Here is a 20,565-nt window from a genome sequence, read left to right as displayed (position 1 = left end):
CTCCACCCCGGCGCGGGCCGGCGCACGCCGGGACGTCCGTCCGGAGCCGGGGCGGTCGGTCAGCCGCCGGGCCGGTGCGCTCCCTCGTCCAGCACGGCCTCGACGTCGGCCAGCACCTCCGTGACGCGCAGCCCGAAGGCGGCGTCGCAGGGGTGGGGGCGGCCGTCGCGGACCGAGGCGAGCAGCTCGTCGGCGGCACGGGCGAGGGCGTCGGCGGCGTCCGCCCGGCCGTGCGGCAGCCGCGTCACCCCGGCGGCGCCGCGCAGTTCGACGGCCGCCCCGGCCGCCGCGGGCGGGGCCGTCAGGCTGAGCGTCAGGGTGCTGGAGGCGCCGTTCGCGTGGTCCAGGACCGCCAGGACCGTGTCGCCGGGACCGTGGGCCGCGGCCGCGACCCGGCGGACGTCGCCGAGCACCGGCAGCAGCACGGACAGGGCGTGCGGGCCCACGTCCCACAGGGCGCCCTTCTCGCCGCGCCAGGGTGTGGCGAACGGACTGTCGCTCTCCTCGTGGAAGACGTCCCCGAGCCACTGGGCGTGCGCCGTGAACCAGCCCCCGGCCTCCGCCTGTTCGGCGATCCAGGCCCGGGGCTCGGCCACGAACCGGGTGGTGAAGAAGACGACCGAGGCCACCCGGGCCTCCCGGACGGCCCGCGCCACGGCCCGCGCGCCCGTCACCGTCGCGGCGACGGGTTTGTCCAGCAGGAGGTGACGGCCGGCCTCGGCGGCCCGCACCGCGAGGCGCGCCTGCACGTCCGGCGGCAGGGCGACGGCCACCGCGTCGACGTCCGCGAGGAGGGCGTCGACGTCGTCGTAGGCGCGCGTGCCGTGACGGTCCGCGAGTTCTCCGGCGGCCTGCGGGCGACGGCCCCAGACGCCGACGAAGTCGAGCTCCTCGTGGGAGGCGAGGACGGGGGCGTGCACCATGCCCGCCCAGGGTCCGGTGCCGAGCAGACCGATGCGCATACCGCTGACTCTCCCTGCCGTTGCCGACCGACGCCCCCGGGCGAGCCTCGCACACCGGGAGCGGCGCGTACATCCCGTCCGGCGCTCAGGCCGCCCGGACCTCTTCGACCGCCGCCGCACCCTTCACCGCGTCCTCGGCCCGGACGGCCTTCGTGTCAGTGGCGCCGCCGGGGATCAGCCGCAGATGCCGTCGGCGGCCCGCGTGACGGCGCTTGGCCGCGACCGGGGTCAGCAGGCGCTCCTCCACCCGGTCCATGAAGACCAGCAGGACGGACACCAGCGGCAGCAGAAGTACGGCGACCCAGAGCACGGCGTTCTCTTTTCGTCAGGCTCTCTCCGGCAGGCGACAGATTGCCGAGTGCTCCGAATCGGCCGGCTGATGCATGTCCGGCGCACGGCCCGTGCACGGCGCGGCGGCGGACTCCGGCGCAGGGGGCCGAAGACCGGTGACTTCGCCGGTCCCTGAAGAGCCGTCCCGGCCGGACAGTGGGTCCGCCGGCCCGTGGCCCGGACCGGCACACCCCACACGCCAGGCGGAGCGGAGCCCGCCCCGACGGAACCGACCCCGCAGGCAGGCCGGCCGACCGGCAGACCGGCGGCAGACCTCCGACGGACCCCGGACGGCACCTCGCCGACCCTGGCAGACCCGAGAGAGGACGACTCCTCGTGCAGCACTCAGCAGACACCGGTGCGCCCCGGCCCCGTGCGGGCCGGACCGCCGCCGCAACCGGCGGCCCCCACCGCCGGCCCGGCCGCCTCGCCGCCCTCACCACCGCGGTCGCGGCCGTCGTCGGACTCACCGCCCTCGGCGGCCCCGGAGCGCACGCGGCGGACAACCCCTACGAACGCGGACCCGCGCCGACCACGGCGAGCATCGAAGCGGTGCGCGGCCCCTACGCGGTCTCCCAGACCACCGTCTCCCCGCTCGCCGTCACCGGCTTCGGCGGCGGCACGATCTACTACCCGACCAGCACCGCGGACGGCACCTTCGGCGCGGTCGCCGTCGCGCCCGGCTACACCGGCACCCAGTCCTCCATCGCCTGGCTCGGCCCGCGGCTGGCCTCACAGGGCTTCGTCGTCTTCACCATCGACACCCTCACCACGCTGGACCAGCCCGACTCCCGCGGACGTCAGCTGCTCGCCGCCCTGGACCACCTCACCCGGGTCAGCTCCGTGCGCAACCGCGTCGACAGCGGCCGGCTCGGCGTCATGGGCCACTCGATGGGCGGCGGCGGCACCCTGGAGGCCGCCAAGAGCCGTCCCTCGCTGCGGGCCGCGATCCCGCTCACCCCGTGGAACCTCGACAAGACCTGGCCCGAGGTAAGGACGCCCACCCTGGTCTTCGGCGCCGACGGCGACACGATCGCCCCCGTCGCCACCCACGCCGAGCCGTTCTACTCGACCCTGCCGTCCTCCCTGGACCGCGCCTACCTGGAACTGAACAACGCCACCCACTTCACCCCCAACTCGTCCAACACGACGATCGCGAAGTACAGCGTGTCGTGGCTGAAGCGCTTCATCGACGACGACACCCGCTACGAGCAGTTCCTGTGCCCGCTGCCCCGGCCGGGCCTGACGATCGAGGAGTACCGGGGCAACTGCCCGCACACGTCCTGAACGGGCGTCCGCCGCTGTGCCGTTGCCCGCGGCACGGCGGCGGCCGTTGGGCACGCGCACAGGGAGACTTCCGGCCGTCGAGGACGAAACACCTGGTCGCGGACGTCAACGGCCCACGCCGGCCCGGCGGTCGGCGTCGTCACGGCCCTTCCGCCCTACGGTGCGCGTCCGTAACGTCCCGGCAATGACCGGACACACGGGCACGGGCGGCGGGGCGTGGGTGGTGACCGGTGAACCCGGCTGCGGCCGCACGGCTTTCCTGGAGAACGCCGCCCGCACCGACGGAGCCGCCCGCTCGTCCCCGGCCCGGGCCGTGGTCCGCGTCGCGGGCGGCCCGGCGGCGTCGGCCGCGCCGTTGAGCGGACTGCGGGCACTGCTGCGGGCCCTCGGCGCGCCGGCCGAAGGGCGTCCGGACCCGGACGTGCCGGACGCTTCCGGCCCGGTCCTCCTCACGGCGTTGCTCGCCGCGTCGGCCGAAGCGCCCCTGCTGGTGTGCGCCGACGACGCGCATCTGTGGGACGCGGCCTCCCGTGCCGCGGTGGGCCGTGCCGCCCGGCGCCTGCGCGCCGACGGCCCGGTCCGCATGCTGCTGAGCGTGGCGGGACACCGTGCCGTCGACGCGCAGTTCGCCGGGCTGCCGGTGGTCCGCGTCGCCCCGCTCCCGCCGGCGGAGGCGGCCGCCCTGGTGGAGGAGGCCGCGGGCGGGGCCGTCGATCGTGCGGTCCGCGACGCACTCGTGGACGCCGGGGACGGGAACCCGGCGCTGCTGCTGGCGATGGTCCGGCGGCTGTCGCCCGCCCGGCTGCGCGGCCACGGCGCGCCGCTGCCCCCACCTGCCGACGCCGCACTGCTGGGCGGTCCGGTCGGCGGCCTGCTGACCCGCTGCCCGCGCGACCAGGAGGACCTGCTCCTCGCGGTCGCGGCGGCCCTGCGCGACGAGGACGCGGACGACCCCCGCGACGCCCGCGTCGACATCGCCCTCGCCCTGCGGGCGGCGGAACGCCTCGGGACCACCACGCCCGGCCAGGACGGCACACTCCCGCACATACCGCCGCACACCGCACCGCCCGGAACACGCGTGCTGCCCGAGGCACTCGTCCTGGCCGACGGCGAAGTCGGCTTCCACAGCGACCTGTTGCGGCGCGCCGTGTACGCCGCGGCGCGGCCGGAGCGGCGACGCGCCGCGCACCGCGCGCTGGCCGGGGCGCTGGAGGACGCGGGATCCGCCGGGCTGCCCGTGCTGCTGCACCGGGCACGTGGCACTCCCGCGCCCCGGTCCGCGACGGCCCTCCGTCTGGCCCTCGCCGCCGGCGATCCGGTGCGCGCGGCGTCGCCCGGCCTGCGCTGCGCGGCGTTCGCCCGCGCCGCGGAACTGGCCGGGGACCGGGTGCGGCGCGCCGAGTGGTGCACGGCCGCCGCGGAACAGGCCCTGCTCGGCGGACGCACCCACCGGGCCCTGCGCCTGCTCGACTCGGCCTTCCTCGCCCCGGCCCTGCCCGGCTACGGCCCCCTCGACCCGGGCCCGGACGATCCGGGCCCGGACGGGTCGGCGGCCGCGGCGGTGCGCGGGCGCGTCGAGTTCGTGCGCGGCATGACGCTGCTGTGCGACGGGCCGGTGGACGAGGCCCGGGCGTCCCTGCTGCTGGCCGCGCGCCTGCTGGCCGCACCGGCCCCCCGGCAGGCGCAGAACGCGCTGCTGGCCGCCTCGGACGCCGCGTGGGCCGCGGGCGACGCTGCCGGCTGCCTGCACGCATTGAGCGGGGGTGGGGAGAGCGCCGTCGGCGACGACCCGTCAGCTCCGAACAGCCCACGTGCGCAGCCCGTTTCGGCCGGACGCAGGACGCTGGTCCGGCTCGGGGGAGGGCGGGCGGCCGCAATCCCGGAGGCGGCCGCGGGAGCCGACGTGTCCGCGCTCCGGGGCGCGGACGAGGGCGTCCTGCTGCCGGTGTACCGCGCCGGACTGCGGGCCCTGCTCGAAGGACGGTTCGCGGAGGCGGCGAGGCCGTTGCGGCGCCTGGTGTCGGGCGCCGACCACGCGCGGACGGCCGACGACGCGGAAGCGGCCCTGCGCGCGGCTGCCGCGGCGCTGCTGCTGGGCGACCTCGGGTCCGCACGGCGTACCGGCGCGCGAGCCCTGGCCGTCGCCCGGACCGTCGGCGCGACCACGGCGCTCGCACGGGCGCGGGAGTATCTCGCCTACGCCGAACTGCGCTCCGGACGGCACGCGTTGGCCAGGACCTACGCCGAGGAGGGGCTGCGGACGGCCCTGCGGACCGGACAGGGCAACAAGGCCGCCCAGTACCGCGCGGTGCTGGCCCTGGCGGCCTCCATCGAGTCGGGGCCGGACCTCGTCGCCCGGTATGCGAGCGCCGCGCTGGAGACCGCCCGGCAGCACGGCCTGGTCCAGGCCGCGACGATGGCCGAGTGGGCGACGGCCCGCGCCGACCTGGCCCGCGGGCGGCCCCGCGAGGCCGCCGACCGGCTCGGACCGCTGGTGCGCCCCGGGACGCGCCGGGGGCACTTCGCGGTGTGGATGCTCGCGGTTCCCTGCTTCGTCGAGGCGGTGGCGGCCACCGCGGGCCGGCCGCTCGCCGGGTCGCCCACCGCCGACGTGACCGGGCACGCCCGCGCAGCCGCCGACGCGACCGGCGCGACCGGCGCGTCCGAGGCCGTCGCGGTCGCCGCCGTCGTCGTGGAGGAGTTCGCCCGGTGGGCCGGGTTCGGCGCCGACCCCCAGGCCCCCGCCCAACTGCTGCGCTGCCGTGCCCTGCTGGCCCCTGCGGACCGGGCCGACGCCCTGTACCGTGCCGCCGTCGACCTGCACGACGCGACGGGCGGCGGCGACTTCGAACGCGCCCGCACCGAACTGCTCCACGGCAAATGGCTGCGCCGGCGCCGCCGCCTGCGCGAGGCCCGCGACCGTCTCGGAGCCGCCCTGGTGGGGTTCGAGCGCTGCGGCGCCCGCGTGTGGGCCGACCAGGCGCGCGCCGAACTGCGGGCGGGAGGCGCGGCCCCCGCGGGCCGGGCGGGCGCCGGGGGCCTGTCCGCGCTGACGCCGCAGCAGCTGCGGATCGCCCACTTCGTCGCCGACGGCGCGACCAACCGGGAGGTGGCCCTCACCCTCTCCGTCAGCACCCGCACCGTGGACTACCACTTGCGGAAGGTCTTCGCGGTGCTGGGCGTGCGCTCCCGCGTCGAACTGGCGCGCCTGGTCGACAGGGCACGCTAGGGCTTGTCGTTCGGATCAGCGTGCAGGGTGTCGGCGGGACTTGTCGATGCCGGCCCCCGCGTCTGCGCGTGACCCGAACGACAGGCCCGGCCCGAGCGCGCCCGGGCGCGTCCAGAGCCGCTCACGACGCGCCCCGGACCCGGCCGCTGCGGCCGCTGCGGTCCGGTCGTGAGCGCGCGGCGGAGCGTTCGCGCCGAAATCAATCGTGCTCACCCCCTGGGGACCGACCGGACGGTATGCCATCCTTCGGGGCAGGACGAGCCGACGGCGGGACACAGCCCCGGGGGAGGACCCGCGATGCATCACGCCCTACGGTCACGGACCGCGTTCCGTCCCGCACCGGCCGCGCCGTCGGCGCCCGCCCTGCGGCAGCACCCGCGGCCCGGCCGCTCGCTGATCGACGCCGACGCCCTGCGCGTCCTGCACCGCGCGGCCCGCGTGCTCCTGGCGGACCTGCCCGACCTCACCGACCGGCTGGTCGCCGCGCTCCAGGAACAGGAGCCCGCCTACCGTGCGAGCGTGACGAGCGATCCGGGAGAGACCTGGCAGGAGGTGCACCGCTCGCTGCGGCACAGCGTGTCCTCGCTCCTCGACCCGCGCGGCAGCCGGGACGCCGCCCGCCGCTGTTCGTGGAAGATCGGCGCGACCCGCGCCGAGCAGGGACTTCCGCTGGACGCTCTGCTGCACGCGTTCCGGCTCGGCGGGTCCCTGGTGTGGCAGGGCCTCATCGAGGAGACCTCCCGCTCCGCTCCCGAGGACGTACGGCTGCTCGTCCACGTCGCCTCCGACGTGTGGAACTTCGTCGACGAGCACTGCTCACTCGTCGCCGACGCCTACCGGCAGACCGAACGGCAGCTCGCCTGGCGGCGGGAGAACCGGCTGCGGCTGCTCGCGGGCGCGCTCCTCGACGGCGCCTGCCGGATCGCCGACCTGCCGGACACCTCCCACGCGCTGGACCTGCCCGAAGAGGGCCGGTACACGGTGGTGGCGGTCACCGGCGGCGACCCCTGCGCCGCGGCGGCCGCCCGTGCCGCCCTGGCCCGCGGCCGCCGGGTGTACTGGCACACCGGCGCGGAGGTGGACTACGGCATCGTGCTGCTCGCCGGGCACGAAACCTGCGCCGACGACATCGACATCGACGCCGACGTCACCGCCGCGGGGACTTCCGGGGGCGTAGGTGGGGGCGGGGCCGGCGGGCCGGGCGGGGGCGCCCGGGCGGGTGTCGGCACCGCCGTGTCCGGCCTGGCCGCCGTCGGCGACGCCCGCCGCCTCGCCGACGTCGCGCTGCGCATGTGCCCGGACGCCGGCGGCGTCGTCCGGCTGACGGACCGCCTTCCCGCCGCGCTGGTCCTCTCCGCCCCGGACCTGGGCGCGGCGCTGGTCCAGCGGGTGCTCGGGCCGCTCGGCGCACTGGAACCGGCCGACGAGGCCCTCCTCCTCGACACCCTCGCGGCTTGGCTCGCCTGCGACGGCTCCGCCCAGCGGGCGGGGGAGCGGCTGTACTGCCACCGCAACACCGTCCTGAACAGGCTGCGCCGCTACGAGCAGCTCACGGGACGTTCCCTGTCCCGGCCGGCCGACCTGGTCGAGGTCAGCCTCGCCCTGACGGCCCGCGGCCTCCACACCGGCTGAGGGACACCCCCGCCCGCGCCGGGCCCTCGGCGTGGCCGGACCACTGGCAGCCCCCGCGCGGCGTCTGGGCACCCGCACAAGCCGCCCGACCTCCCGTTGGGGCGGCGCAGCGACCCCGGCTCCGTGCCTGTACCGGCGGGCGCCGCCCGTGCTGTCGTGGGCTCCCTTCCCCCGAAACGCCGTGCCCGTCGGCACGGCCCCGAGGAGCCGCGATGCCCGAAGCACCCCCACAGGAGCGGCCCGCGCTGCACGTCGAAGGTCTCGACGTGACGTACGGGAGGGCCCTGTCGGCCCTGCGTTCCGTGTCCCTGACCGTCCCGCACGGCGCGGTGGTGGCGCTGCTCGGCGCCAACGGCGCCGGCAAGTCCACGCTGCTGCGGGCGGTGTCGGGCACCCTGCGTCTGCACCGCGGCGCCGTCACCGCGGGCCTCGTCCGCTACGGGGAGACCGCCCTGGACGGCCGCGACCCGGTCGCGGCGGTGCGGGCCGGCGTCGTCCAGGTCCCGGAAGGGCGCCGTGTCTTCGCCGGCCTGACCGTCGAGGAGAACCTGCGCTCCGGCGGACTCGGCCTCGGGCGGCGGGCGCCCGCACAGGTCCGCGAGGCCCGGGACCGCGTGTACACGCTCTTCCCCGTGCTCGCCGAGCGCGGACGCCAGCAGGCGGGGCTGCTGTCCGGCGGCGAGCAGCAGATGCTCGCCATCGGCCGGGCCCTGATGGCGGCGCCCCGATTGTTGCTGCTCGACGAGCCCTCCCTGGGCCTCGCCCCGCGCATGGTGTTCCGGATCGCCGAGGTGATCCGCGAGATCAACGCCCAGGGCACGGCCGTCCTGCTGGTCGAACAGAACGCGGGCATGGCCCTGTCGCTCGCCACCCACGCCCACGTCCTGGAGGTGGGGGAGATCCGGCTCTCCGGACCGGCCGACGACCTCGCCCGCACCGACGCGGTACGCCGCCTCTACCTCGGCGACCCGGCCGACGACCAGGGGGCCGCGTGAAGCTCCGCGCCGCCACCGGTCCCACCACCCGCCCCGCCGCCGGTCCCGCTCCCGGACGCCCGCAGGGGCCGCCGCCCGAACTGAGCGTGCGGGACGTGACCGTGCGCTTCGCCGGTCTGACCGCCCTGGACACGGTGTCCTTCACCGTCGCCCCGGGCACCGTGCACGCCCTGATCGGCCCCAACGGCGCGGGCAAGTCCACCTGCTTCAACGTCCTGTCGGGCCTGTACCGCCCGGCGTCCGGACAGGTCACGCTCGGCGGCACCCCCCTCACCGGGCTCGCACCCCACCGCATCGCCGCCCTCGGCGTGGCCCGCACCTTCCAGAACATCGTCACCACCGAGGGCACCGTGGCCGACAACCTGATGCTCGGCCGGCACGTCCTGTCCCGTGCGGGCTTCGCGGCGAGCGCGCTGCGCCTGCCCGGCGTCTCGCGCGAGCAGCGCGCCCACCGGGAGCGGGCCCGCGAGATCGCCGAACTCACCGGCCTCGGCAGTCACTTCGACACACCCGTCGGCCTGCTCTCCTACGGCGACCGCAAGCGCGTCGAACTCGCCCGCGCCCTGTGCCTGGAGCCACGCGTCCTGCTGCTCGACGAGCCCGTCGCCGGCATGAACGGCGCCGAACGAGCCCGCTCCGCCGAGACGGTGGACGCCGTGCGCGCCGAACTCGGCCTGTCCGTCGTGCTGGTCGAGCACGACATGGGACTGGTGATGCGCCTCGCCGACGAGGTCACCGTCCTCGACTTCGGCCGCCGCATCGCCCACGGCGCCCCCGACGAGATCCGCCGCCATCCCGACGTGCTGCGCGCCTACCTCGGCACGCCCGGAGAGGACCCCGCATGACCGCCCTCCTCGACAGCGTCCTGGCCGGCCTGGCCCTGGGCGCGGTGTACGCCCTGGTCGCGCTCGGCTTCGTCGTCATCTTCAAGGCGTCCGGGGTGCTCGACTTCGCCCACGGCTCGCTGCTGCTGTTCGGCGGCTACCTGGTCGCCGTCCTCCACGACGGCCTCGGCTTCGCGGGCGCCCTCGCGGTGTCCGTCCTGGCGACCGCCGCCCTCGCCGGCGCCCTGGACCGGCTGCTGCTGCAACGCGGCGATCCCGACCCCAGGGCCGCCCACGTGCAGACGATCGTCACCATCGGCGTGGATATCGTGCTGCTCACCGACCTGTCCCGGCGTATCGGCGGCGACCTGCTCACCCTCGGCGACCCCTGGGGCGACTCGGTGACCCGGCTGGGGCCCGTGACTGTCGCCGACAGCCGGCTCGCCGCGATCGCCGTCGCCGCACTCGCCATCGCGGCCGTGTTCGCCCTGTTCCGGTTCACGCCCTGGGGCCTGGCGCTGCGGGCCGCCGCCGAGGACCGGGAAGCGGCCGCCCTCATGGGGGTGCGGCTGAGCCGGGTGCGGATGCTCGCCTGGTGCCTGGCCGGCGCCCTCGCCGCACTGGCCGCCGTGTTCCTCGCCGCGTTCCCGGCTCCCGGACTGGAGCGCACCACCGGGCAGATCGCCCTCAAGGCCTTCCCGGCGGCGATCCTGGGCGGCCTCGCCTCCCCGCCCGGCGCCCTGGCGGGCAGCCTGATCATCGGCCTGACCGAAGCCCTAGCGGCGGGCTACCAGTCCGAACTGCACGTTCTGGGCGACGGGTTCGGCGACGTGGCCCCCTACGCGGTGATGGTGGCCGTGCTGCTGGTGCGGCCCACCGGACTGTTCGGCGCGAAGGAGGCCACCCGTGTCTGACCGCACCCCCGAGCGCGCCGCACCCCTTCGCGCCCTCCCCAGGAGCGGCCTCACCGCCGGCGCGGTCCGCAGGGGAGCGGCGGCCCTGCTGACCGCGCTCCTGCTCTGCGCGCCGCCCTTCTACCTGGACGCCTTCTGGCTGCGCACCGGCCTGTTCGCCATGGCCGCCGCGATCGGCGCCGTCGGCCTCGGCCTCCTCGCGGGCACCGCGGGCCAGCTCTCCCTCGGACACGCCTTCTTCCTCGCCGTGGGCGCCTACGGCTACACCTGGCTGGCGGGCGAGCCCGGCCCACGCCTCCCGCCCGCGCTCGCCGCCCTCCTCGCCGTGCTGCTCGCCGGAGCGGCCGGCGGGCTGTTCAGCCCCGTCGCCGGGCGGGTGCGCGGCATCTACCTGGGCGTCGCGACCCTCGCCCTGGTCTTCCTCGGCCACCATGTGCTGCTCACCGCCGACTCCGTCACCGGCGGATTCAACGGCCGCTCGGTGCCGCCGCTGACCGTCGGCGGGTTCTCCTTCGCCGCCGACGGGCCGCCCCTCGCCGTCCTCGGAGTGCCGTTCGGCGCGGAGGAACGCCTCTGGTTCCTGGGCCTGGCCCTGGTGGCGGCCACCTGGTGGACCGCCCGCGGACTGCTGCGCGGACGCCCCGGCCGGGCCCTGGCCGCGCTCCGCGACAGCGAGACCGCGGCCTCCGTCATGGGCGTCGACGTCGCCCGGTACCGGTCCGCGGCCTTCGTGGTGTCGTCGATGTACGCCGGCCTGGCCGGAGTGCTGCTCGCGCTGGTCTTCCGCCGGGTCGTGCCCGACTACTTCGGGCTGGCGCTCTCCGTCGACTACCTGGCCATGACCGTCATCGGCGGTCTGGGCTCGGTCGCCGGAGCCGTCGCCGGCGCCGCCTTCGTCACCGCGCTGCCCCTGCTCATGACCCGCTATGCCGACCAACTGCCCCTGGTCACCGCGCCAGGAGCCGCCGACGCCGGGGTCGGACCCACCGAGGCGGCCCGCTACCTCTACGGCGCGGCGATCGTCCTGGTCCTGCTGTACGCCCCCGACGGACTGCACGGTCTCGTGCGCCGGCTGCGCGCGCGCCTGCGCCCGGCCTCCCCGCCCGTCCCGCCGACCCCGAGCCCCTCCGCCTCAGCCTCCGCCGTCCGAGCCAAGGAGCCCACTCCGTGAACCGCACGCACCGCCGACACCGCACCCCCGCCGTCCTCGCCGCCGCGCTCGCGGCCCTGCTCGTCACGGCCACCGGCTGCAGCTCCAAGGCGGACGGCGGCGGCGCCTCCGAGGGCGCCGACGGCGTCAGGACCGGCCCCGGCGTCACCGCGAAGACCCTCAGACTCGGCGCCCTCACCGACCTCACCGGCCCCTACGCCACCCTCGGCAAGTCCATCGTGCAGGCGCAGCAGATGTGGGCCGACGAGACCAACGCCGCCGGCGGCGTCTGCGGACGCAAGGTCGAGATCGTGGTCAAGGACCACGGTTACGACGTGCAGAAGGCGGTCACCGCCTACGCCGACCTCGCCCCCGACGTGGTGGCGCTGCCGCAGGTCATCGGATCGCCCGTGGTCGCGGCCCTGCTCGACGACATCGAGCGCGACCACCTGCTGACCTTCCCGCAGGCCTGGGCGGCCTCCCTGCTGGGCCACGACTCGGTCCAGGTCATCGGCACCACCTACGACGTCGACATGATCGCCGCCGTCGACTTCCTCACCCGGACCAAGGGGCTGGCCGCGGGCGACGCGGTCGGGCACGTCTACTTCGAGGGCGACTACGGCGCCAACGCCCTCCAGGGCTCCACCTGGGCGGCCGAGCGTGCCGGCCTGAAGATCGTCCCGCAGAAGATCAAGGCGACCGACACCGATCTGACCGCGCAGGTGTCGGCGCTGCGCAAGGCGGGTGTGAAGGCCGTCCTGATCAGCGCGGGCCCCGCCCAGACCGCCTCCCTGGTCGGCGTCGCCGCCTCACGGGGCCTGCGCGTGCCCGTCGTCAGCAGCGCGCCCGGCTTCGCGCCCCAGCTGATGAAGACCCCCGCCGCGCCGGCGCTGGCCGCCATGCTGGACGTGGTCAGCGCGGCCCCCGCCGTCAGCTCCGACCTGCCCGGCGTCAAGGCGATGGCCGCCGCGTACGGGAAGAAGTACCCCGGCTCCCCGGTCGACTCGGGCGTGCTGTCCGGCTACAACGCCGCCGAACTGCTGGGCGCCGACCTGAAGAAGGCCTGCGCGGCCGGCAGCCTCGCGCGCGAGGACGTGGTGAAGGCGCACCGCTCGCAGAAGAGCGCCGACACGGGGCTCGGATCGCCGCAGGACTTCTCCGACGTCGACCGGCCCGCCGCCCTGGCGTCCTACGTCCTCAAGCCGGACGCGAAGGCGGTCGGCGGCCTGGTCGGCGTCGAGGACGCGCACCGGGCGCCGGGCGTCACGGAGTACCTGGCGAACCGCTCCTGACCCGCCCGCGGACGGGCCGGCCGCCCCCGCGCGGCCGGCCCGGACCGCGTTCGGCGGCCGCGCCCCGGCCGCCTTCGCCCGCCCCGCACCGCGGGCCGACCGTGCGGACGCTCATGGCCGGATACCGCCCCCGGCGAGTGACATGAGCCACCGGCAGGCATGAATCGCCCAGGTCCGGGCACACGCAGCGCAATACAGGAGAGAGGGGCGCTCGTGATCGTTCCGGACCCGAAGGTCGCCAGGACGCTGCTGACCCGCTACGCCACGCTGAGGATCGCTCAGGCGGAGAGGGAGACGCCACAGGCGGCTCGAGAGCTTCAGGACGTGACATACACCTTGTGCGTGCTGATGGGCACGCCCGACGTCCGGGAGGCGGTCGCCGCGGCGGACGCCCTGCTGGAGTCGGCGGCGGCGACGCCCGCGCAGGAGGCCGAGCACGCCGACGCCACCGCGAACGCCGGGAACGGACTGTCCCTGGCGGTGTGACCGCGGCACGCGGACGACGTGACGCCACGAGGCGTCGACCGACCCGGGCGCGGCGATGCCCGATTTCGCGCCATCGCCGCGCCCGGGTCCGTCACGAGGCGGTCGAGCCGCACCGGTCGGCCTGCCGGACGCCGGGCTCCGCGGGCGGCCCGGACAGCCACTGCGCGATGGCACGGGCGATCGGCTGGCCGGTGTCCACCTCCACGAAGCCGAACTGCCCCGACTGATTGCACTCCAGGAACCACCACATGCCGTCGGCGTCCTCCGCGAAGTCGAAAGCCCCGTAGGCCAGTTCCGCCTCCCGCAGATATCTGAGCACGCCCTCCGCGAGCCGCGGCGGGACCTCGACGGGGCGCCAGGGCGTGGTCGACGGCGAGAAGCGCACGTCCACCACGTCGGGGTCGCCGCCCGGGACCGTCTCCTTGCGGGCGGCCAGCAGCCGGTCGCCGACGGCCGTCAGCCGTATGTCGGCCCGCTTGGCCACCCGGCGCTGGAGCAGCGTCGGGCCGTAGGCCACGGCGGCGAAGTCCGCGCCCGGCGGCACCCGGGTGGTGGGCACCGCGCGGGGCGGATCCTGCGGATGCGCCCCGGACACCGGCTTGACCACCAGATCCGGGTAGCGGTCCGCGAACTCGCGCGCCGCCTGCGGGAACGTGGTGATGAGCGTGGCGGGCACCGGCAGGCCGCTGCGCTGCGCCAGCCGGAGCTGCCAGGGCTTGTGCCGGGCGCGCAGCGACGCGTCCGGGTGGTTCATCCAGCGTGCCCCGGTACCGCGGAGCATGCCGTAGAGCGCCTGTGAGGACTCCTCCGTGAGCCACGCCGACGGCTCGGGCGCCCGGGCCGCGGGGACGCCGGGCCGGCGCACCCACACCGACCTGAGCCCTTCCAGGCTCAGCAGCCGGCCGGCGGACGACAGGTGGCCGCGGAAGGCCCCGTGCACGAACTCGCCGGACAGCGCGACGGAATGGGTCAGGTCGGCGGGGTCGAACCGGACGACCGGGACGCCGGCGGCGTTCAGGTGCACGACCACCATGTCCGCCGTGACGTCCTCTTCACAGGTCAGAATGAGCACGGTCATTTCGCTGCGGCCCGTGTTCAGTCGTCGAAGTGGGTCTTGGAGCCCGCCGTCGAGGTCGTGGTCCCGAGTTCTCTCAGAAGGGCGTGGTCGCGCGCGGCGATCCGACCGTCGAAGAGTACGTTCAACTGCAGTCCGTGATCGTAGGCGTACGGAGTGGCGAACTCCAACTCCGCCGCAGGGCGTGCGTAGTTGAGCGTGAACGGTTTCATCGTCTCTCCCTCGTCGGTACTGCTTCGATCAAGCGGTGCCGCTGTGCGACGTCACTCGGGCCCGCTGCGTGGTGCTGGATACGTGCGACCTTCAGTCACTTATACGAATCGAACGGGTGGTTGGTTTCCTTACTCTCCGTGTTCATCGGGGAGTTGGGTGCCGAGCAGGGCGCGGAGCAGGGGAGATCGGGTCGAGCGGAGGCGAAAACGTCTTCCCGGACGGTCAGTCGGCGAGCTGTTCGGGGCTGTTCCCGGGCGCGCGGCGCAGGGTGCGCAGGGCCAGCAGGAGGACGCCGATGTCGTCGAGGTACACGGGGTCCGGGAGGAGGTCGGTGGGGAGCACGAAGTACAGGACCGCCCCCCAGAAGACCCAGCGCGGGCCGGTGGGCAGTCCCGCCCGCCTCAGGCCGCGTCGGGCCCGGACCAGGCGCACCAGCACCGTGGCGGCCACGGCGAACAGGGCCGCGGCGGCCACCGCCGCGACGACGACGAGCGTGGTTGGCGCATCCACGGGCCCTCCCGATGGTCCGTCGCGCGGCGTCTGCTCTCTTTGTCCTGCTCTGTCGGACCCTGGCGCGTGGTCCATGAGAGTCGGTTTCCCCGCTTTCCGTTCCCGGATTCCCGCTGCGGCCGGGATTACCGCATCGGACGCGTCCCGAACGGGCGCGGCCCGCACGAGCGTGGGGCGGGGGATCACACGGGTGGCCCGTCCGATTGGCGGCGCGCCCGGGTCGGCCCCCGTAATGGGGAGGGTCAAGCCGCGTGTCGCAGCTCGGGGGCGCAGTGGGCGACCGCACCCTTCAGAAAGAGCTCAGCATGATCACCCGCTCTTCACGGTCCTTCCCGGACCGTCCCGTCATACCTCCCACCGGCGCGACGAGTACGACCGTGCCCCTGCCCCCGGTGACGCCACCGGCGCCCGTGCCGGATCCCGGCCCGGCCGCTGTGCCGGACCCGGGGTCGGCCGCCGCGGAGACACCCGCGGCGTCCGCTGCTCCCACCCGGTCCGCCCGGCCCGACCAGCCTGCCCCGCCTGCTGCGCCCGACCGCGCCTACCCCGACCCCGTCGACGGCCTGCTCCGGGAGGCCGCGGCCAACCGGCCGCTGGAGGACGTCGCCCGGCTGGTCGCCCTTCTGGAGCAGACCGAGGAAGGCGCGCGGGCGGCGGCCGACGTGCTGCGCGTCGTCGGCTCGGGCCGTCCGCTGGAGGACGTCTCACGGCTGATCGCGGTGCTGTCCGGGCCGCCGCACGACGTGGAGCACGCCGACGACATGATCCGCGCGGCGGTCGAGAGCCGGTCCGTGGAGGAGGTCGCGCGGCTGATGGCCCTGCTCTACCGGCCGCCGCTGGAGCCGCACTGCGGCGACGAGGCGGTCCGCGCGGCGGCGACCCGGCGCCCGGTCGAGGAGGTCGTGGAACTCGTCGAGCGGCTCGCGCAGCAGCGGCCCGTGCCGACGGCCCCGCCCGCGTCCTCCCCGCCCGGCGCCGGGCCGTCGCCCGAGTACGCGACCGGCCTCGAACTCCAGCCCGTGCAGCCGCCCTTGGCCCCACCGGCCGCGGCCCGGCATCCGGCCCCCGCCCCGGCACGGCCGCCGCGCCGCTCCGGCGCGATCGTGCCGTGGACGGCGTGGGCCGCCGCCCTGGCACTGGTCCTGTGCGGGGCCGCCCACGTTCCGGTGCGCCGGGACGGCCTCTCCGTCGCGGTGCTCGCCGTGGCGTCGGCCGCGGCCGGTCTGTGCCTGCTGTCGGGGCTGCTGCTGGTCCGCCGCCCCGCGCTGGGCCTGCTCATGGCGGCGGTGCCGGTGCCGGCGGCCCTGGCCGGCGCCCAGCTGCTCGCGCCGCGCGTCGGCGTGGCGCAACTGTCCCGGGCCACGGAGGCGACCCTGGCCCCGACGTGGCTGGCCGCCCCGGCGGCCGCGGCCGCCGTGCTGACGCTGTTCGTCGCCCTCTTCGTGGGCCTCGCCCGACTGCTGGGCGAGCGTCGCCCGGCCCCGGGAACACCACCGGACGCGACGACCGCCACGGCCCACACCTCCGACCCGTCCCACACGGGGCACTCCTCGCACACGGCGGGCTGAGCGGCGCCCGGCCCGGTCCCGCGCAGGCCGGCTCGGCCGGGCGCACGGCCGGGCCGCCTCAGCGCGGACAGGCCCGGACGGGCCCCTCCGGACTCCGACGGGCTCGTGTATCGACCCGCTGGCGTCGGGCGCCGCACGTGTCTGACGGAGCGTGCAGCCGGGCGAGTCGGGGCCCACGGCCGGGCCGGACGCTCGTTCTCGGTCGCGGAGCGCCGGCTGCCGGCCGTGCGCGCGTGCCAGCCGGTCCGCCGGGCCGGTGGCCGGTCGGGCGGGTCGTGTTCGGGCCGGTCCGGTGCCTTCGGGCACCCGCGGGCCCCCGAAAGAGCGCGTGCCGGGGCGAGTTGCGGCCCCGGCCGGGTCGGACCCTCGTCAGGCGGTGTCGGGGCGGCCGGGCTCCAGCAGGGCTGTCAGGACGCGGTCGGGGGTCAGGGGCAGTTCACGGAAGCGGACGCCCGTGGCGTGGTGCACGGCGTTGCCGACGGCAGCGGCCGTGCCCACGATGCCGATCTCGCCGATCCCCTTGCCGCCCACGGGGTTGAGGTGCGGATCGTGTTCGTCGATCCAGTGCGCCTCGATGTCGGGCACGTCGGCGTGCGCGGGCACGTGGTAGCCGGCGAGGTCGGACTCGGGGAAGTCGCCGAAGGCGGCGTCCATGGTGCTGCCCTCGGTCAGCGCCATGCCCAGGCCCATGGTCATGCCGCCGACGAACTGGGAGCGCGCGGTGCGCGGGTTGAGGATGCGCCCGGCCGCGTACACGCCGAGCAGCCTGCGCACCCGCACCTCACCCGTCACCGTGTCCACGGCGGCCTCGGCGAAGTGCGCGCCGAACGCGTGCCGTGCGAAATCGCTCTCGGCGTCGGCCGTCCCCTCGGTGTCGGCGCGCTCCCGCAGCCCCTGCTCGGGCAACGGGCCCTCGTGCGCAGCGAGTCGGGCGGCGAGCCGGGCGCACGCCTCGTGGACGGCCCAGCCCCAGGAGGCGGTGCCCGAGGAGCCGCCCGCCACCGGCGCCGCCGGCAGGTCGCTGCTGCCCACCCGGATCCGCACCCGGTCCAGCGGCACGTCCAGGGCGTCGGCCGCGACCTGCGCCAGGACCGTGCGGGCGCCGGTGCCGATGTCGGCGGCGTTCACCTCGACGAGGAACGATCCGTCGGGCAACGCCTGCGCGGCGGCGGTCGACGGGTACACCTGCACGGGGTAGGTGGCGGCGGCCACGCCCGTCCCGAGCAGCCACGGCCCGTCGGCGCGGGCCCGCGGCCGGGGGGCGCGGCCCTCCCAGCCGAACCGGCGGGCGCCCTCGCGCAGACACTCGACGAGATGACGGCTGCTGAACGGTCTGCCGCTGTCGGGTTCGGCGTCCGGCTCGTTGCGCACGCGCAGTTCGATGGGGTCCATGCCCAGCGCGTCGGCCAGTTCGTCCATGGCCGACTCCAGGGCGTACATGCCGGGCGCCTCGCCGGGGGCGCGCATCCACGACGGCGTCGGGACGTCCAGGCGCACCACGCGGTGCACGGTGTGCCGGTGCGGGGCGGCGTACATGACGCGGGCGGGGACGGCCGCGTACTCGACGAACTCCTTGATCCGCGACGTATGCGTGGTCACCTCGTGGGTGAGGGACGTCAGGCGGCCGTCGTGGTCCGCGCCCAGCCGCAGCCGGTGCAGCGTGGGCGCCCGGTGGCCGACGGAGGTGGGCATCGCCCGCCGGGGCAGCACGACGGTGACCGGGCGGCCGGTGTGCCACGAGGCCAGCGCGGCGAGCACCACGTCCGGCCGGGGCGTGCCCTTGGAGCCGAAGCCGCCGCCGACGTGCTCGGCGGCCACCGTGACCCGCTCCTGAGCGAGCCCGAACATCCGGGCGAGCGTGGCGCGCACGGCGGTGGTCCCCTGGCTGGAGGTGTGGACGGTGAGCCGTTCGCCGTCCCAGTGCGCGGTGCTGGCGTGCGGCTCCATGGGGTGGTTGTGCAGCGGCGGCACCCGGTAGCCGACGTCGACCCGTACGTCCGCGGCGGCGAACGCGCCTTCGGCGTCGCCCTTGCGGCGCTCGCCCGGATACGTGCCGTTGAGCTCCTCGGGAACGTACGCGTCCGGGTGCTCCTCGCGCAGCACGACGTCGTGGGCCTCCTCGGCGTAGTCCACGCCGACCGCGCCGGCCCCCGCCCGCGCCGCCTCCAAGCTGTCGGCCACCACCAGGGCGACGAACCAGCCCCGGTGCGGCACCTCCCGGTCCTGGAGCACGGTGAGGGTGGCGTCGTCCGGGTCGGCCAGCCGGGGAGCGTCGTCCGGCGTGAGGACGGCGACGACGCCGGGCAGCGCCAGCGCCGCCGAGAGGTCGAAGCCGGTCACCCGGCCGCGCGCCACCGTCGCGGGCACCGGACGGGCGAACAGCCGCCCGGCCAGGTGGTGTTCGGCGGCGTAGCGGGCGGCGCCGGCGACCTTGTCCGGGCCTTCGCGCCGCTCGGCCGGGGCGCCCAGCGCGGTCATGCGGCCTCCTCCTCGGCGGGCACGAGCCGCGACAGGACGTCGACGGCCAGATTGCGGGCCAGCGGCAGTTTGTAGGCGTTGTCGCGCAGCGGCCGGGCCTCGGCCAGCTCCCGGTCGGCGGCCCGCTCGAACGCTGCCCGCGTGGGCGCCGCGCCCAGCAGCGCCTCCTCGGCCAGCCTCGCCCGCCACGGCCGGTGGGCCAGCGCCCCGAAGGCGATCCCGACCCGCGCGACGACGCCGTCCGCGACCTCCAGGACGGCCGCGACGGAGGCCAGCGCGAAGGCGTACGAGGCCCGGTCGCGCGCCTTGCGGTAGGCGGACGGCACACCGGCCGACGCGGCCGGCAGCAGGACGGCGGTGACCAGCTCGCCCGGCTCGATCACGGTGTCCCGCTCCGGTTGCGCGCCGGGCAGCCGGTGGAAGTCGGCCGCCGCCACCCTGCGCACCCCGGCCGTGCCGTACAGCTCGACCTCGGCGTCCAGCGCGGCGAGGGCCACGGCCATGTCCGACGGATGGGTGGCGATGCACTGGTGGGAGTGCCCGAGCACCGCGTGGTCGCGGTGGACGCCGTCGCGGGCGCCGCAGCCGCTGCCCGGCCGCCGTTTGTTGCACGGCTTGGACACGTCCTGGAAGTACGGGCAGCGGGTACGTTGCAGCAGGTTGCCGCCGGTGGTGGCGGCGTTGCGCAGCTGGCCCGACGCGCCCGCCAGCAGCGCCTGGGACAGTGCCGGCCAGCCGTCGCGGACGCGCGGGTGGGCCGCCAGGTCGCTGTTGCGCACCAGGGCCCCGACGCGCAGCGAGCCGTCGGGCAGCTCCGTGACGCCGTCCAGCGGGAGCCGCGTGACGTCGACGAGCGCGGTGGGGCGTTCCACCCCGAGCTTCATCAGGTCGACGAGGTTGGTGCCGCCGCCGAGATAGCGCGCGCCGGGGTGTTCGGCGAAGGCCTCGGCGGCCTCCGCGAGACTGCCGGCCCGTACGTAGGCGAAGGATTCCACCGGATCACGTCCTCGGGTTGTGGCCGACCGGGTTCACGTCCTCGACCGCGTCGACGATGCGGGGGTACGCGCCGCACCGGCACAGGTTGCCGCTGAGCCGCTCGCGGATCTCGTCGCGGTCCAGGGGGACGGGCCGGCCGGACGCCGCGGAGGGGTCCGTGACGCGGGAGGGGTGCCCGGCCTCCGCCTCGGCGAGCATGCCGACCGCCGAGCAGATCTGGCCGGGGGTGCAGTAGCCGCACTGGAAGGCGTCGCGCTCCAGGAAGGCCCGTTGCAGCGGGTGGGGGCCCTCGCCGTCCCCGGAGAGGCCCTCGACGGTCGTCACGTCGCAGCCGTCCAGCGTCACGGCGAGCAGCAGGCAGCTGTTGACGCGGCGGCCGTCGACGAGGACCGTGCAGGCGCCGCACTGCCCGTGGTCGCAGCCCTTCTTCGCCCCGGTGAGGTCGAGGTCCTCGCGCAGCAGGTCCAGCAGGACGCGCCGGTGGTCGACGGAGAGGGTGTGGGGCTTGCCGTTGACGCGCAGCGTCGTGTCGGAGCGGTGGGGCGATGACCGGGGGCCGTGCTCGGTGCCCATGTCCTGGTCCCTTCCGGGCGGAGCGTATGCCGTGGGGACCGCGTATCCACA

18 protein-coding genes are annotated in these 20,565 nt (G+C 76.2%); 10 read left to right on the top strand and 8 right to left on the bottom strand.

What is annotated here, in order from left to right:
* Window positions 1-59 precede the first annotated feature (59 nt).
* Entirely contained in the window at window positions 60-962 is a 903-nt protein-coding gene (locus ACGFSH_RS28125; RefSeq protein WP_393353402.1) for a Gfo/Idh/MocA family protein, read from the bottom strand.
* Window positions 963-1,047: 85 nt separating this feature from the next.
* Window positions 1,048-1,272, bottom strand: a complete 225-nt coding sequence (locus ACGFSH_RS28120) for a hypothetical protein (protein ID WP_393353401.1) — start codon at window positions 1,270-1,272, stop codon at window positions 1,048-1,050.
* 356 nt (window positions 1,273-1,628) lie between these two features.
* Here ACGFSH_RS28120 and ACGFSH_RS28115 point away from each other — a divergent pair, with 356 nt between their 5' ends.
* The 9 genes from ACGFSH_RS28115 (at window position 1,629) to ACGFSH_RS28075 (ending at window position 13,101) form a co-directional block, all read left to right on the top strand.
* Window positions 1,629-2,579 (top strand): alpha/beta hydrolase family protein, encoded by a 951-nt coding sequence (locus ACGFSH_RS28115; RefSeq protein ID WP_393353400.1) that lies wholly within the window; start codon window positions 1,629-1,631, stop codon window positions 2,577-2,579.
* Window positions 2,580-2,763: 184 nt separating this feature from the next.
* Window positions 2,764-5,808, top strand: a complete 3,045-nt coding sequence (locus tag ACGFSH_RS28110; RefSeq protein WP_393353398.1) for a LuxR C-terminal-related transcriptional regulator — start codon at window positions 2,764-2,766, stop codon at window positions 5,806-5,808.
* Window positions 5,809-6,105: 297 nt separating this feature from the next.
* Window positions 6,106-7,440, top strand: a complete 1,335-nt coding sequence (locus tag ACGFSH_RS28105) for a helix-turn-helix domain-containing protein (RefSeq protein WP_393353397.1) — start codon at window positions 6,106-6,108, stop codon at window positions 7,438-7,440.
* A gap of 212 nt (window positions 7,441-7,652) precedes the next feature.
* Window positions 7,653-8,435 (top strand): ABC transporter ATP-binding protein, encoded by a 783-nt coding sequence (locus ACGFSH_RS28100; protein ID WP_393353396.1) that lies wholly within the window; start codon window positions 7,653-7,655, stop codon window positions 8,433-8,435.
* A gap of 80 nt (window positions 8,436-8,515) precedes the next feature.
* Entirely contained in the window at window positions 8,516-9,280 is a 765-nt protein-coding gene (locus ACGFSH_RS28095) for an ABC transporter ATP-binding protein (RefSeq protein WP_393353592.1), read from the top strand.
* Entirely contained in the window at window positions 9,277-10,173 is an 897-nt protein-coding gene (locus ACGFSH_RS28090) for a branched-chain amino acid ABC transporter permease (protein ID WP_393353394.1), read from the top strand. Before ACGFSH_RS28095 ends, ACGFSH_RS28090 begins: the two co-directional genes overlap by 4 nt.
* Before the next feature lie 85 nt (window positions 10,174-10,258).
* On the top strand, window positions 10,259-11,344 hold the full coding sequence (locus tag ACGFSH_RS28085; RefSeq protein ID WP_393353590.1) for a branched-chain amino acid ABC transporter permease: 1,086 nt from the start codon (window positions 10,259-10,261) through the stop codon (window positions 11,342-11,344).
* Window positions 11,341-12,615, top strand: coding sequence for an ABC transporter substrate-binding protein (locus ACGFSH_RS28080; protein WP_393353393.1), 1,275 nt, complete (start codon window positions 11,341-11,343; stop codon window positions 12,613-12,615). The genes ACGFSH_RS28085 and ACGFSH_RS28080 overlap by 4 nt, the downstream gene beginning before the upstream one ends.
* A gap of 213 nt (window positions 12,616-12,828) precedes the next feature.
* Entirely contained in the window at window positions 12,829-13,101 is a 273-nt protein-coding gene (locus ACGFSH_RS28075; RefSeq protein WP_329416079.1) for a DUF5133 domain-containing protein, read from the top strand.
* A 91-nt stretch (window positions 13,102-13,192) separates the two neighbouring features.
* On the opposite strand, the gene tgmB is transcribed toward ACGFSH_RS28075, so the two are convergent.
* The 3 genes from tgmB to ACGFSH_RS28060 all read right to left on the bottom strand — a co-directional run bounded on the left by tgmB (window position 13,193) and on the right by ACGFSH_RS28060 (window position 14,899).
* A complete protein-coding gene (gene tgmB, locus ACGFSH_RS28070) occupies window positions 13,193-14,179 on the bottom strand; it encodes an ATP-grasp ribosomal peptide maturase (protein ID WP_393353392.1) in 987 nt (328 codons plus the stop codon).
* Window positions 14,180-14,196: 17 nt separating this feature from the next.
* Window positions 14,197-14,388: a putative ATP-grasp-modified RiPP gene (gene tgmA / locus ACGFSH_RS28065; RefSeq protein ID WP_329416082.1), complete on the bottom strand. Its 192-nt coding sequence runs from the start codon at window positions 14,386-14,388 to the stop codon at window positions 14,197-14,199.
* A gap of 223 nt (window positions 14,389-14,611) precedes the next feature.
* Window positions 14,612-14,899 (bottom strand): YkvA family protein, encoded by a 288-nt coding sequence (locus ACGFSH_RS28060; protein ID WP_329416083.1) that lies wholly within the window; start codon window positions 14,897-14,899, stop codon window positions 14,612-14,614.
* A 305-nt stretch (window positions 14,900-15,204) separates the two neighbouring features.
* Between ACGFSH_RS28060 and ACGFSH_RS28055 the strand changes: the two genes are divergently transcribed.
* Window positions 15,205-16,467 carry a hypothetical protein gene (locus ACGFSH_RS28055; RefSeq protein WP_393353391.1) on the top strand — a complete coding sequence of 421 codons (1,263 nt, stop codon included), beginning with the start codon at window positions 15,205-15,207 and terminating at the stop codon, window positions 16,465-16,467.
* Between the two features lie 369 nt (window positions 16,468-16,836).
* Here the strand turns inward: ACGFSH_RS28055 and ACGFSH_RS28050 are convergent, their stop codons facing one another.
* Genes ACGFSH_RS28050 through ACGFSH_RS28040 form a run of 3 tightly spaced genes read right to left on the bottom strand, consistent with a single transcriptional unit; the run spans window position 16,837 to window position 20,514 of the window.
* A complete protein-coding gene (locus ACGFSH_RS28050; protein ID WP_393353390.1) occupies window positions 16,837-18,945 on the bottom strand; it encodes a xanthine dehydrogenase family protein molybdopterin-binding subunit in 2,109 nt (702 codons plus the stop codon).
* Entirely contained in the window at window positions 18,942-19,940 is a 999-nt protein-coding gene (locus tag ACGFSH_RS28045; RefSeq protein ID WP_393353389.1) for an FAD binding domain-containing protein, read from the bottom strand. Before ACGFSH_RS28045 ends, ACGFSH_RS28050 begins: the two co-directional genes overlap by 4 nt.
* Before the next feature lie 4 nt (window positions 19,941-19,944).
* Complete coding sequence (locus tag ACGFSH_RS28040; RefSeq protein WP_393353388.1) at window positions 19,945-20,514, bottom strand: (2Fe-2S)-binding protein; 570 nt, start codon at window positions 20,512-20,514, stop codon at window positions 19,945-19,947.
* Window positions 20,515-20,565: the final 51 nt, after the last annotated feature.

Origin of the sequence: Streptomyces sp. NPDC048481 (genome assembly GCF_043200075.1) — a bacterium.
Lineage (GTDB): Bacteria > Actinomycetota > Actinomycetes > Streptomycetales > Streptomycetaceae > Streptomyces.
This window is presented reverse-complemented; position numbering and strand designations above follow the sequence as displayed.